This is a genomic window from Pseudomonas sp. FP597 (genome assembly GCF_030687435.1).
In the GTDB taxonomy this organism is placed as follows: Bacteria; Pseudomonadota; Gammaproteobacteria; order Pseudomonadales; family Pseudomonadaceae; genus Aquipseudomonas; species Aquipseudomonas lactucae.
The window spans coordinates 1499483-1512638 of the sequence record NZ_CP117432.1 but is presented as its reverse complement, the minus strand read 5'-3'; the positions used below and the strand labels follow the sequence as shown (position 1 = coordinate 1512638).

General features: G+C 60.0%; 11 protein-coding genes. 3 read left to right on the top strand and 8 right to left on the bottom strand.

Annotated elements, in window-relative coordinates; translation table 11 throughout:
• Positions 1-38: 38 nt before the first annotated feature.
• From ispC to rpsB, 7 genes are all read right to left on the bottom strand, one after another.
• Positions 39-1229 (bottom strand): 1-deoxy-D-xylulose-5-phosphate reductoisomerase, encoded by a 1191-nt coding sequence (ispC, locus tag PSH66_RS06930; RefSeq protein ID WP_305428622.1) that lies wholly within the window; start codon positions 1227-1229, stop codon positions 39-41.
• Entirely contained in the window at positions 1226-2035 is an 810-nt protein-coding gene (locus PSH66_RS06925) for a phosphatidate cytidylyltransferase (protein WP_003172275.1), read from the bottom strand. The genes ispC and PSH66_RS06925 overlap by 4 nt, the downstream gene beginning before the upstream one ends.
• A complete protein-coding gene (gene uppS, locus PSH66_RS06920) occupies positions 2036-2791 on the bottom strand; it encodes a polyprenyl diphosphate synthase (protein WP_003172274.1) in 756 nt (251 codons plus the stop codon). It abuts the gene before it with no gap.
• 17 nt (positions 2792-2808) lie between these two features.
• Positions 2809-3366, bottom strand: a complete 558-nt coding sequence (frr, locus tag PSH66_RS06915) for a ribosome recycling factor (RefSeq protein WP_003172273.1) — start codon at positions 3364-3366, stop codon at positions 2809-2811.
• Positions 3363-4106: a UMP kinase gene (gene pyrH, locus PSH66_RS06910; protein ID WP_003172271.1), complete on the bottom strand. Its 744-nt coding sequence runs from the start codon at positions 4104-4106 to the stop codon at positions 3363-3365. Before pyrH ends, frr begins: the two co-directional genes overlap by 4 nt.
• A 209-nt stretch (positions 4107-4315) precedes the next feature.
• The gene (gene tsf, locus PSH66_RS06905; protein WP_003172264.1) at positions 4316-5179 is read right to left on the bottom strand and encodes a translation elongation factor Ts; all 864 of its coding nucleotides are present in this window, start codon (positions 5177-5179) and stop codon (positions 4316-4318) included.
• Between the two features lie 192 nt (positions 5180-5371).
• Positions 5372-6109: a 30S ribosomal protein S2 gene (gene rpsB, locus PSH66_RS06900; RefSeq protein WP_003172263.1), complete on the bottom strand. Its 738-nt coding sequence runs from the start codon at positions 6107-6109 to the stop codon at positions 5372-5374.
• Positions 6110-6496: 387 nt separating this feature from the next.
• On the opposite strand from rpsB, the gene map reads away from it, so the two are divergent.
• The 3 genes from map (at position 6497) to dapC (ending at position 11318) form a co-directional block, all read left to right on the top strand.
• Complete coding sequence (gene map / locus PSH66_RS06895; protein ID WP_003172262.1) at positions 6497-7279, top strand: type I methionyl aminopeptidase; 783 nt, start codon at positions 6497-6499, stop codon at positions 7277-7279.
• 65 nt (positions 7280-7344) lie between these two features.
• Positions 7345-10047, top strand: a complete 2703-nt coding sequence (locus tag PSH66_RS06890) for a [protein-PII] uridylyltransferase (RefSeq protein ID WP_305428621.1) — start codon at positions 7345-7347, stop codon at positions 10045-10047.
• A 71-nt stretch (positions 10048-10118) separates the two neighbouring features.
• On the top strand, positions 10119-11318 hold the full coding sequence (gene dapC, locus PSH66_RS06885; RefSeq protein WP_305428620.1) for a succinyldiaminopimelate transaminase: 1200 nt from the start codon (positions 10119-10121) through the stop codon (positions 11316-11318).
• Positions 11319-11327: 9 nt separating this feature from the next.
• Here the strand turns inward: dapC and PSH66_RS06880 are convergent, their stop codons facing one another.
• Positions 11328-12971: a Na+/H+ antiporter gene (locus PSH66_RS06880; protein ID WP_141064271.1), complete on the bottom strand. Its 1644-nt coding sequence runs from the start codon at positions 12969-12971 to the stop codon at positions 11328-11330.
• Positions 12972-13156: the final 185 nt, after the last annotated feature.

The window sequence follows — 13156 nt, the reverse complement described above, 5'->3', positions numbered from 1 at the left end:
ATTCCAAACCACTGCCCGAAGGCTCAGACGCTCACAGACTAACGCGCGTTGCGGCCCAGCCAGTCTCTGGCCAACGCCCGAGCCTTGGTGTCCGCCTCGAATACCGCGTCCAGATCATTCACAGCCACCACGGGCTCAATGCTCAGGACGTCCTCGATGATACTCGCGATCTGCGGAAAGCGGATGCGCCGTTCGAGAAACGCCGCCACCGCCACTTCGTTGGCCGCATTGAGCATCGCCGGTGCACTGTTACCCGCCTGTGCAGCCTCTTTGGCCAAGCGCAGGCAAGGAAAACGCTGCTCGTCCGGCGCCTGGAAATCCAGGCGCGCAATGGCAAACAGGTCCAATGGTGCCACACCCGAATCAATCCGCTCCGGCCAGGCCAGCGCGTTGGCGATCGGCGTGCGCATGTCGGGATTGCCCAACTGAGCCAATACCGAACCGTCCACGTAGTCGACCAGGGAATGAATCACACTTTGTGGGTGTATCACCACCTCGACCTGGTCAGGTCGCGCATCGAACAGCCAGCACGCCTCGATCAGCTCCAGGCCCTTGTTCATCATGCTGGCCGAGTCGACCGAGATTTTGCGGCCCATGGACCAGTTAGGGTGCGCACACGCCTGATCAGGCGATACATGCTCCAACTCCGCCAGTGGGGTTTGGCGAAACGGCCCCCCGGACGCGGTCAGCAGAATTCGCCGTACGCCCACTTGGCTCAAGCCGCGCGCGAAGTCACCGGGCATGCACTGGAAGATGGCGTTGTGTTCGCTGTCGAGAGGCAACAGGACCGCGCCGCTTTTGCGCACAGCCTGCATAAACAGCGCACCGCTCATCACCAGGGCTTCTTTATTGGCCAGCAGGATTTTCTTGCCCGCATCGACGGCTGCCAGGGTCGGGCGCAGGCCGGCTGCGCCGACGATTGCAGCGACCACCGTATCCACCTCGGCGTCGGCCGACACTTGGCACAACCCCGCCTCCCCTACCAACACCCGCGTGGCAAGCCCGGCAGCCCGCAGATCGTCCTGCAGCCCCCGCGCCGCAGCCTCTTCAGGCACAACAGCAAAGCGCGGCGCATGACGCTCGCACAGCGCCAGAAGCTCGCTCAGGCGGGTGAAGCCGGTCAGGGCAAACACTTGATAGCGATCAGGATGTCGAGCGATCACATCCAGGGTGCTCAGCCCTACCGAGCCCGTCGCACCCAATACCGTCACCTGTTGCAGGCGGCTCACGAAGCGGACATCCACAACAGGACGGCGAAGATTGGAATGGCAGCGGTGAGGCTATCGATACGGTCCAGCACTCCACCGTGACCCGGCAGCAGGTTGCTGCTGTCCTTGATCCCGGCCTGGCGCTTGAACATGCTTTCGGTGAGGTCACCCACGACCGAGATGAAGACGACGATGGCCGTGCCCACCAATGCCAGGAAAATTTCCTTTACCGACCAACCACGCACTACACCCACCACCAGGGTGATCAGCAAGGTCAAGGCGAGACCACCATACACGCCCTCCCAGCTTTTACCGGGACTGACCGCCGGCGCCAGCTTGCGCTTGCCGAATGCCCGACCAGAAAAGTAGGCCCCGATATCGGCGCCCCACACCAGCACCATCACGGCCATGATCAGCCAGTTGCCCATCGGTGAATTCTTGATTTCCACCAACCCTTGCCAGGCGGGTAACAGAATCAACAAACCGATCACCAACTTGCTGGCCACACTGGACCATTGCCCGCTGGTGCGCGGGTACGTCAACACCAGGCAGGTCGCAAGCGCCCACCACAACACCGCAGCGCCCAACACCCAAGGCACGACGATGCTCGACAGGGTATACATCAGGAACAGCAACACAGCCACGACCGCGGCATACGCTATGCGCGGCAACTGCGCAGCAAAACCGGCAAGACGCGCCCATTCCCAGGCACCCAGGGTGACAACCAGGCCGATAAACAGCGCAAAGCCGGAACCCTCGAGCAGGAAAAACCCACACAAGGCAATCGGCAACAGGATCAGTGCGGTGATGATTCGTTGTTTAAGCATTTAAACCCGGGCTCCAGCTTCGATCTGCTCGCTCGTTTTACCGAAACGACGCTGACGGGAAGCGAAATCAGCCAGCGCAGTGCGCATGGCATCGTGTTTGAAGTCCGGCCAGAACAGGTCGGAGAAGTACAGCTCGGTGTAGGCCAGCTGCCACAAGAGAAAATTGCTGATGCGATGTTCGCCGCCGGTACGGATACATAAGTCCGGCAACGGCAGGTCGCCGGTTACCAGACAGGTCTGCAACAGTTCGGGCGTGATGTCGTCAGGGCGCAGATGACCGGCCTGCACTTCGCGGGCCAGGCGCTGCGCAGCCTGGGCGATATCCCACTGGCCGCCGTAGTTGGCTGCAATCTGCAACACAAAACGGTCGGCGCCGGCCGTAATGGCCTCGGCTTCACGCATGGCCGCCTGCAACTCCGGATGGAACCGCGAGCGATCACCGATGATGCGCAGACTGATCTTGTTGTCGTTCAGGCGCTTGGCCTCACGACGCAGCGCCTTGAAGAACAGATCCATCAAGGCCGTGACTTCGTCGGCCGGCCGTTGCCAGTTCTCACTGGAGAACGCAAACAGGGTCAGCACCTCGACCTTGGCCTCGGCGCACACCTCGATCACCGCCCGTACCGCATCGACACCCGCTTTATGCCCGGCGACACCCGGCATAAAGCGTTTTTTCGCCCAGCGATTATTCCCATCCATGATGATCGCGACATGGCGCGGCACCACTGAGGGCACAGTCTGCTTGGTCTTGTCCATGAAGGTGTCCTGACTCCTTATACGGCCATCAGGTCCTTTTCTTTTTCTTCCGTGGCCTTGGTGATCTGGGCCTCGGCGTCCTTGGTCAGCTTATCGATATCGGCCACGGCACGACGCTCTTCGTCTTCACTGATTTCCTTGTCCTTGACCAGCTTCTTCAGGTCACCCAATGCATCGCGACGGATGTTACGCACGGCAACACGCGCATCTTCCGCTGCACTGCGCGCCTGCTTGGTGAAGCCCTTGCGGGTTTCTTCGGTCAAGGCCGGCATGGAAATCAGCAGCAATTCGCCCAGGTTGGTCGGATTGAGGTTCAAGCCGGCGCTCTGAATGGCTTTGTCGACAGCGGCGAGCATGTTGCGCTCGAAGGCCACGACCTGCAGGGTGCGCGAATCCTTAACGGTCACGTTGGCCACGCCGCTCAGTGGAGTGTCGGTGCCGTAGTAAGGCACCATCACGCTGCCCAGGATGCTTGGGTGCGCCTTGCCGGTACGAATCTGGCCGAATGCGTGGCTCAGAGACTCCAGGGATTTCTGCATACGCGCTTGGGCGTCTTTCTTGATGTCATTGATCATTGTTGGCCTTCCTCGATCAGAGTCCCTTCCGCGCCGCCATGTACGATATTCAGCAGGGCGCCGGGCTTGTTCATGTTAAATACGCGCAGCGGCATCTTGTGGTCGCGGCACAGGCAAATAGCCGTCAGGTCCATGACCCCCAGCTTGCGATCCAGCACTTCATCGTAAGTCAGATGATCGAACTTCTCGGCATGCGGGTCTTTGAATGGGTCTGCGGTGTACACACCATCCACCTTGGTCGCCTTGAGCACCACGTCGGCATCGATTTCGATGGCACGCAGGCACGCGGCGGAGTCAGTGGTGAAGAACGGGTTGCCGGTGCCGGCGGCGAAGATCACCACCTCTTTGGCGTTCAAGTGGCGCATGGCTTTGCGGCGATCATAGTGATCGGTCACGCCGACCATGGAAATAGCCGACATCACGATAGCCGAGATATTGGCACGCTCCAGGGCGTCGCGCATCGCCAAAGCGTTCATCACAGTGGCCAGCATGCCCATGTGGTCGCCGGTGACCCGATCCATGCCGGCCGCACTCAGTGCCGCGCCGCGGAACAGGTTGCCGCCACCGATCACCAGGCCGACTTGTACGCCGATACCGACCAACTGGCCGACTTCCAGCGCCATGCGGTCGAGCACCTTGGGATCGATCCCGAACTCTTCCGAGCCCATCAGAGCCTCGCCGCTGAGCTTGAGTAGAATGCGTTTATAGCGAGCCTGATAACCACTGCCCTGCTGAGCCATTGCGAATCTCTCCTGCGGCGTATTTTAAAAATTCTTGGCGAGCCGTTTACGGCTTGCGTTCACTCTAGCTGGACGCTATCACAGCGCCATCGGAACACGGCTTTGTAAGCCAGTTCCGAAGGGAATCCAAATAAAATCGGCCTTCCCATTTGAAAAGAGGCTGCGCGCGTGAGCGGGCAGCCTCTTTCGGGCGACAGTTGAAAACCGTCTTATTGCTTGGCGGCAGCCAGCTGGGCAGCAACTTCTTCAGCGAAGTTGTCGACCGGCTTCTCGATGCCGTCGCCTACTTTGAAGTAGGTGAAGGAAACGATTTCAGCACCGGCTTTCTTGGCCAGCTCGCCAACCTTGATTTCAGGGTTCTTGACGAACGCCTGCTCAACCAGGCTTGCTTCGGCCAGGAACTTGCTGATACGGCCCTTGACCATGTTCTCAACAATGTTTTCTGGCTTGCCTTTGATTTTTTCTTCGTTCAGCTGCAGGAACACCGCTTTTTCACGCTCGATGGCTTCGGCAGAAACTTCCGAAGGCAGCAGGAACTCAGGGTTGCTGGCCGCTACGTGCATAGCGATGTCCTTGGCCAGTTCAACGTTGCCGCCTTTCAGGACAACTGCAACACCGATCTTGTTGCCGTGCAGGTAACCACCCACCACATCACCTTCAACGCGTACCAGGCGACGGATGTTGACGTTTTCGCCAACCTTGCCGACCAGTACCAGGCGATCAGCTTCTTGAGCGGCGATCAGCGGAGCGGCGTCAGTCAGTTTGTCGGCGAACGCTTTTTCAACGCTGGCAGCAACAAATGCCTTGAAGTCGTCCTGCAGAGCCAGGAAGTCGGTCTGGGAGTTCACTTCCAGCAGAACAGCAGATTTGCCGTCTTCTTTCAGAGCGATAGCGCCTTCAGCAGCCACGTTGCCTGCTTTCTTGGCAGCCTTGATGGCGCCGGAAGCACGCATGTCATCAATGGCTTTTTCGATGTCGCCGTCAGCCTTTTCCAGGGCTTTCTTGCAATCCATCATGCCTTCGCCGGTACGCTCACGCAGTTCTTTAACCAACGCTGCAGTAATTGCTGCCATTTTCAAATTCCTCTTGGATAGGTTTTCAACCATTCCACCCGATCGAACGGGGGATCAATTCTTCCCGAATCTCCGTTGTAGGCTGCTGCACGTTACAGATGATGTAGCTGCGCTGCCGACAAACGGTTTTCGAGGTGGCAAAAAGGGGGCCAAGCCCCCTTTTTGCTTACTGAGTCAACGCCAGGGCGTCAATTACTCAGCGGCGGCTACCGGAGCTTCTTCAGCGAACTGCTCGGTACCACCAGCAACGTGGTTGCGACCACGGATTACAGCGTCAGCCATCGAACCCATGTACAGCTGGATAGCGCGGATTGCGTCATCGTTGCCTGGGATGATGTAGTCAACGCCTTCCGGGCTGCTGTTGGTATCGACTACGCCGATAACAGGGATGCCCAGCTTGTTGGCTTCGGTGATCGCGATGCGCTCGTGATCAACGTCGATAACGAACAGTGCGTCAGGCAGACCGCCCATGTCCTTGATACCACCCAGGGAACGATCGAGCTTTTCCAGGTCACGGGAGCGCATCAGCGCTTCTTTCTTGGTCAGCTTGGCGAAAGTACCGTCTTCGGCTTGCACTTCAAGGTCACGCAGACGCTTGATGGAAGCACGGATGGTTTTGAAGTTGGTCAGCATGCCGCCCAACCAGCGGTGATCGACGTACGGCGAACCGCAACGTGCTGCTTCTTCAGCAACGATCTTGCCAGCGGAACGCTTGGTGCCGACGAACAGAATCTTGTTTTTGCCCTGGGCCAGGCGCTCTACGAAAGTCAGAGCTTCGTTGAACATTGGCAGGGTTTTTTCAAGGTTGATAATGTGGATCTTGTTACGCGCGCCGAAAATGTATTTACCCATTTTCGGGTTCCAGTAACGGGTCTGGTGACCGAAGTGCACACCGGCCTTCAGCATATCGCGCATGTTGACTTGGGACATGATAGTTCCTTAATAAGTCGGGTTTGGCCTCCACGTATCCCAATGACCAACCAGCGGCATCAAGGCCTCCGGCACCCAGGTCATCGTGTCGACACGTGTGTGGATTTAAGCTTTTCGGGGCATCCCCGGAAAGCGGCGCATTTTATACCACACGAAGGGCGAAAACGAAACACGCAATCACATCTGACGTGCGCGACCTCTACGCAACCCTTTGAATAGAGCGGATTTAACCCCACCCTATAGAGAGAAGCGATCGTCAGGGGCTCATGGTTTACCGTCCGCGTCTGGTAGAATCGCGTTTTTTGTGGCTTGTGCGAATTCCGCAGCCTTTTGTCGCACGCCCGTAAACCGTATTGATTTCAGCGCGTCGCGCTAGAGAGAGCCTGTATGACCGTTAGTTTGAAAACCGCCGAAGACATCGCCGGCATGCGCATTGCCGGCAAACTGGCTGCCGACGTGCTGGAAATGATCGCCGAACACGTCAAGCCCGGCGTCACCACCGAAGAACTGAACCAGATCTGCCACGACTACATCGTCAACGTGCAGAAGGCTATCCCTGCCCCGCTCAACTACAAGGGCTTCCCCAAGTCGATCTGCACCTCGGTCAACCACGTGGTCTGCCACGGCATTCCGGGCGACAAGCCGTTGAAGGATGGCGACACCCTGAACATCGACGTCACCGTGATCAAGGACCGCTACTTCGGCGACACCAGCCGCATGTTCCACGTCGGCAACGTGCCGGTCTGGGCCGAGCGCCTGTCCCAGGTGACCCAGGAGTGCATGTACAAGGCCATCGAGATCGTCAAACCCGGCTGCCGCCTGGGCGATATCGGCGAAGTGATCCAGAAGCACGCCGAAAAGAACGGTTTCTCGGTGGTGCGCGATTTCTGCGGCCACGGCATCGGCACCGTATTCCACGAAGAACCACAGATTCTGCACTATGGCCGCGCCGGCACCGGCATGGAACTCAAGGCAGGCATGACCTTTACCATCGAGCCGATGATCAACCAGGGCAAGGCCGACACCAAGGTGCTGGGCGACGGCTGGACCGCCATCACCAAGGACCGCAAGCTCTCGGCTCAATGGGAACACACCCTGCTGGTCACCGAGACCGGCTACGAGATCTTCACCCTGCGCGCCGATGACACGATCCCTCGCGTTTCAGCCTGACGGATTGCCCAGGTTTTCCCGCAGCGTGTTGTGACTGACTGATAGATAGAAAGGAAAGCCGATCGATGCCCCAGGTGGATCCCGAACTCTTCGACCGTGGCCAGTTCCAGGCCGAACTGGCCCTGAAGGCGAGCCCCATCGCCGCTTTCAAGAAGGCCATCCGCCAAGCCCGCGAGGTGCTCGATGAGCGCTTTCGCAGTGGCCGGGACATTCGCCGGCTGATCGAAGACCGTGCCTGGTTCGTCGACAACATCCTGCAAAAGGCCTGGGAACAGTTCAGTTGGAGCGAAGACGCCGATATCGCCCTGGTGGCGGTCGGCGGCTACGGCCGGGGCGAACTGCACCCCTATTCCGACATCGACCTGCTGATCCTGCTGGACAGCGCCGATCATGAGATCTTTCGCGATTCCATCGAGCGCTTTCTGACGCTGCTGTGGGACATCGGCCTGGAAGTCGGCCAGAGCGTGCGCTCGGTCGATGAATGCGCCGAAGAAGCCCGCGCCGACTTGACGGTCGTCACCAACCTGATGGAAAGCCGCACCATCTGCGGCCCCGAACGCCTGCGCCAGCGCATGATCGAGGTCACCAGCACAGCGCACATGTGGCCCAGCAAGGATTTCTTCCTGGCCAAGCGCGCCGAGCAGAAGACCCGGCATCACAAATACAACGACACCGAATACAACCTGGAACCCAACGTCAAAGGCTCGCCGGGCGGGCTGCGCGACATCCAGACGATTTTGTGGGTCGCCCGTCGCCAGTACGGCACCCTGAACCTGCGCGCCCTGGCCGGCGAAGGCTTTTTGGTGGAGAGCGAAAACGCCTTGCTGGCCTCGTCCCAGGAATTCCTGTGGAAGGTGCGCTACGCCCTGCACATGCTCGCCGGGCGCTCCGAAGACCGCCTGCTGTTCGATCATCAGCGCTCCATCGCGACCCTGCTGGGTTTCGAAAGCGAGGACGCCAAGACCAGCATCGAAAGCTTTATGCAGCAGTACTACCGAGTGGTCATGAGCATCGCCCAGCTCAGCGACCTGATCATCCAGCACTTCGAAGAAGTGATCCTGGCCCCCGAAGACGAAGCGCCGCCGCAGCCGATCAATGCGCGCTTCCAGCTGCACGACGGCTATATCGAGGCGCGCAACGACAACGTGTTCCGCCGCACCCCGTTCGCCATGCTGGAAATCTTCGTGTTGATGGCCCAGCAGCCGGAAATCAAAGGCGTGCGCGCCGACACTATTCGCCTGCTGCGGGAAAACCGTCACCTGATCGACGATGATTTTCGCAACGATATTCGCAACACCAGCCTGTTTATCGAGCTGTTCAAGTGCAAGATCGGCATCCACCGCAACCTGCGCCGCATGAACCGCTACGGCATCCTCGGGCGTTATCTGCCGGAATTCGGCTTTATCGTCGGGCAGATGCAGCACGACCTGTTCCACATTTATACGGTGGACGCGCATACGCTGAACCTGATCAAACATCTGCGTAAGCTGCAATACACCCAGGTGTCGGAGAAATTTCCGCTGGCCAGTAAGCTGATGGCCAAGCTGCCCAAGCCGGAGCTGATCTACCTGGCCGGCCTGTACCACGACATCGGCAAGGGCCGGCATGGCGACCACTCGGAAGTCGGTGCGGTCGACGCCGAAGCGTTCTGCCAGCGCCACCAGTTGCCGCAGTGGGACAGCCGCCTGATCGTCTGGCTGGTGCAGAACCACCTGGTCATGTCGACCACCGCCCAGCGCAAGGACTTGTCCGACCCGCAGGTGATCCACGACTTCGCGCAGATCGTCGGCAACGAAACCCGCCTCGACTACCTGTACGTGCTGACCGTCTCCGACATCAACGCCACCAACCCGACGCTGTGGAACTCGTGGCGCGCCAGCCTCTTGCGCCAGCTGTATACCGAGACCAAGCGCGCCCTGCGTCGCGGCCTGGAAAACCCGGTGGACCGCGAAGAGCAGATCCGCCGCACCCAAAGCGCGGCGCTGGATATTCTGGTGCGCGGCGGCAACGACCCGGACGACGTCGAGCAATTGTGGTCGCAGCTGGGTGACGATTACTTCCTGCGTCACACCGCCGGCGATGTGGCCTGGCACACTGATGCAATCCTGCAACAGCCGGCCGATGGCGGCCCGCTGGTGTTGATCAAGGAAACCACCCAGCGCGAGTTCGAGGGCGGCACGCAGATCTTCATCTATGCACCCGACCAGCACGACTTCTTCGCCGTGACGGTGGCAGCCATGGACCAGCTCAACCTGAACATCCATGACGCTCGGGTCATTACGTCCAGCAGCCAGTTCACCCTCGACACCTACATTGTGCTCGACACCGAAGGCGAGTCCATCGGCGACAACCCGGCGCGGGTGAAAAAGATCCGCGAAGGCCTCACCGAAGTGCTGCGCAACCCGGATGACTACCCGACCATCATCCAGCGCCGGGTGCCGCGCCAGCTCAAGCACTTTGCCTTTGCGCCCCAGGTGACCATTTCCAACGATGCACAGCGCCCGGTCACGGTGCTGGAACTCAGCGCCCCGGACCGTCCAGGCTTGCTGGCGCGCATTGGCGGGATCTTCCTGGAGTTCGATCTGTCGTTGCAGAATGCCAAGATTGCAACCTTGGGCGAACGGGTGGAAGACGTGTTCTTCATCACCGATGCCGATAACCAGCCGCTGTCCGACCCGGAGCTGTGCCTGCGCCTGCAGGAAGCGATCGTGCAACAGTTGAGCGTGACCCAGGAACCCGGCGTTGAGCTGACGCGCCTGACTATTTGAATACCCGGTTTGTGAGCTCTTCTACACCCAGCAGACCGCATGCTTTCTAGCGAATTTGAACGAGACTTTCGATGAACAACGCCCTGAACCAGTTGCAGCCCTACCCGTTCGAGAAACTGCGTGCCCTGCTCGGCAGCGTCACACCCAACCCGGACAAGCGCCCGATTGCGCTGTCCATCGGCGAGCCCAAGCACACGTCGCCAACCTTCGTGGCCGAGACACTGAGCAGCAACCTCGACCAGATGGCGGTGTACCCCACCACCCTGGGCATCCCGGCCCTGCGCGAAGCTATCGGTGCCTGGTGCGAACGCCGCTTCAACGTGCCCAAGGGCTGGCTGGACCCGGCGCGCAACATCCTGCCGGTCAATGGCACCCGTGAAGCGCTGTTCGCCTTCACCCAGACCGTGGTCAACCGTGACGACGATGCACTGGTAGTCAGCCCGAACCCCTTCTACCAAATCTATGAAGGCGCCGCGTTCCTGGCCGGGGCCAAGCCGCACTACCTGCCGTGCCTGGACGAAAACGGCTTCAACCCGGATTTCGATGCGGTTTCGCCGGACATCTGGAAACGCTGCCAGATCCTGTTCCTGTGCTCCCCTGGCAACCCGACCGGCGCACTGATCCCGGTCGAGACCCTGAAAAAACTCATCGCCCTGGCCGACGAATACGATTTCGTCATTGCCGCCGACGAGTGCTACAGCGAACTGTACTTCGATGAACAAACCCCGCCACCGGGCCTGCTGAGCGCCTGCGTCGAACTGGGTCGCCAGGACTTCAAGCGTTGCGTGGTGTTCCACAGCCTGTCCAAGCGCTCCAACCTCCCGGGGCTGCGCTCCGGGTTCGTGGCCGGCGACGCGGACATTCTCAAGGCCTTCCTGCTATACCGCACCTACCACGGCTGTGCGATGCCGGTGCAAACCCAGCTGGCGAGCATTGCCGCGTGGCAGGATGAAGCTCACGTACAGGCCAACCGCGACCTGTACCGCGAGAAATTCGACGCCGTGCTGGCAATCCTTAAGCCGGTGCTGGATGTGCAACACCCCGACGGCGGGTTCTACCTGTGGCCAAATGTGAACGGCGACGATACCGCCTTTTGCCGCGACTTGTTCGTGGAAGAGCACGTGACCGTCGTGCCGGGCTCGTACCTGTCGCGCGAGGTGGATGGCGCTAACCCGGGGGCCGGTCGCGTGCGCCTGGCGCTGGTTGCGCCGCTGGCCGAGTGCGTCGAAGCGGCTGAGCGGATTCGGGACTTTATTCAGCGTCGCCGGTAAGCAACCGGGTCATTTCAGTGGCCCCAGGTTCGCCTCACTCATATCCAGCTCCGCCAGCACCTCCCGCAAAACGTCATCACCGATCTGGTGATGACGGCTCAAGCTATATAGCTCCAACCGTTGCGCGCGCAGGGCCTTCAGCCGCAGTTTTCGCTCAAGCAGGTCCATCTGCCGCGCCAGTGCCTGGGCTTCGGCCGAATCGTTGAACACCTCCAACTGATGACGATACTCCGACATCAGCCGCGCCTTGAGTTCGGTCGACAATGCCGCCTGGGCGGCGTCGGACATTTCCGATTCAGCCGGTTCTTCGACCTCCAGCGCGTGAATCGCTGCCACGGCGGTCTTTTTCCACGCCTCGCGCACTTCGTTATGGCGCTTTTCATCGGGGCTCTTTTCGAGACCGCGCAGTAACAACGGCAAGGCAATGCAGGCGCAGACCAGTGAAAGCAGGATCACGCCGGCCGCAATAAAGATCAGCAGATCGCGCTCAGGAAAGTCTTTGCCAGGCGCCAGCAACAAAGGCACCGACATCACACCCGCCAATGTCACCGCACCGCGCACCCCGCCGACCGTCAAGAGCCAACAGGATCGGGCGGTAGGTACCAGCGTCAGCTCACTTTTCCCACGCAGGCGACGCAACAATCCCGACAGCCTCCAGATACTCTGTACCCAGATAAACCGCAGCACCACCAGTACCAGGAAGATCGCGACCACCTCCAGGCAGCGATAGAAAAGCGTTGGCCAAAGCGTCGGTTCATGGCTCACCACCGCCTTGATAATGTCCGGCAATTGCAGGCCCAGCAGCAGGAAGATCAAGCCATTGAAGGCAAACTCCAACAACGACCACACACTGCGATTGAGCAGGCGCGTACTGGTCTGGCGTGGCAGCAGGTCGAGCCAGCTCTGCATCATCCCAGCAGCGACCGCCGACAAAATCCCCGAGGCACCCAAACGCTCAGCCAACACATAGGCAGCAAACGGCAGCAGTAACATGAACACCACATGGGTCGCCGGGTCGTCCCAACCGCGCGCGATCATCCAGGCGCGCAAGCGGCCGACCAGCCAGCTCAACGCCACACCGACCGCCAGGCCACCCACCGCCACCAGCACGAAGGTCAGGCTCGCATCCGCCAGGGAAAACACCCCGGTCAACGCCGCGACCAAGGCGAACTTGAACGTCACCAGGCCCGACGCGTCATTCATCAACGCTTCGCCCTGGAGCATGTGCATCAGCGGGGTGGGCAAACGGTTCTGGGAAATGGCCGACACCGCCACGGCATCCGTCGGCGACAACACGGCGGCCAACGCGAAAGCCACCGGCAAGGGGATCGTCGGCAACAGCCAATGGATGAAGTAACCGGCCCCCACCACGGTAAACAGCACCAGCCCCACCGCCAACGTCAGGATCGGGCCTCTGAGTCGCCACAACTCGCGCTTGGGCATGCGCCATCCGTCGGAGAACAGCAACGGCGGCAGGAACAGAAACAGAAACAACTCCGGGTCCAGCGCCACATGCAGCCCAAGCGTGGGCCAGGCCAGCAGCGCGCCGGCGGCAATCTGCACCAGCGGCAACGGAAGCGCAATCACACGCCCAACCAGACGCGAAACGCTGACCAGCATCAGCAGGATAAGAACGGTGTAGGCGGTTTGCATAACGCGGGGTTCTCGGACAATCGACTTGCAAAGACACACATCAGGCAACAACTGGTCGTTGAAGTGCCATATTACCGAGCCATATTACCCGGCGATGCCATGCGGTGGCTTTTGCACAAAAGTCGCACGGCGCAGGAGGAGCGGCACCCAAAGCCGCTGGTCGTGGCATAATCCGTAACCTTTAG

What these genes read in the sequence shown, in the direction of transcription:
- PSH66_RS06925 (WP_003172275.1), bottom strand. Translation starts at nt 2,035, where the DNA reads ATGCTTAAACAACGAATCATCACCGCACTGATCCTGTTGCCGATTGCC.
- uppS (WP_003172274.1), bottom strand. Translation starts at nt 2,791, where the DNA reads ATGGACAAGACCAAGCAGACTGTGCCCTCAGTGGTGCCGCGCCATGTC.
- frr (WP_003172273.1), bottom strand. Translation starts at nt 3,366, where the DNA reads ATGATCAATGACATCAAGAAAGACGCCCAAGCGCGTATGCAGAAATCC.
- pyrH (WP_003172271.1), bottom strand. Translation starts at nt 4,106, where the DNA reads ATGGCTCAGCAGGGCAGTGGTTATCAGGCTCGCTATAAACGCATTCTA.
- tsf (WP_003172264.1), bottom strand. Translation starts at nt 5,179, where the DNA reads ATGGCAGCAATTACTGCAGCGTTGGTTAAAGAACTGCGTGAGCGTACC.
- rpsB (WP_003172263.1), bottom strand. Translation starts at nt 6,109, where the DNA reads ATGTCCCAAGTCAACATGCGCGATATGCTGAAGGCCGGTGTGCACTTC.
- map (WP_003172262.1), top strand. Translation starts at nt 6,497, where the DNA reads ATGACCGTTAGTTTGAAAACCGCCGAAGACATCGCCGGCATGCGCATT.
- PSH66_RS06890 (WP_305428621.1), top strand. Translation starts at nt 7,345, where the DNA reads ATGCCCCAGGTGGATCCCGAACTCTTCGACCGTGGCCAGTTCCAGGCC.
- dapC (WP_305428620.1), top strand. Translation starts at nt 10,119, where the DNA reads ATGAACAACGCCCTGAACCAGTTGCAGCCCTACCCGTTCGAGAAACTG.
- PSH66_RS06880 (WP_141064271.1), bottom strand. Translation starts at nt 12,971, where the DNA reads ATGCAAACCGCCTACACCGTTCTTATCCTGCTGATGCTGGTCAGCGTT.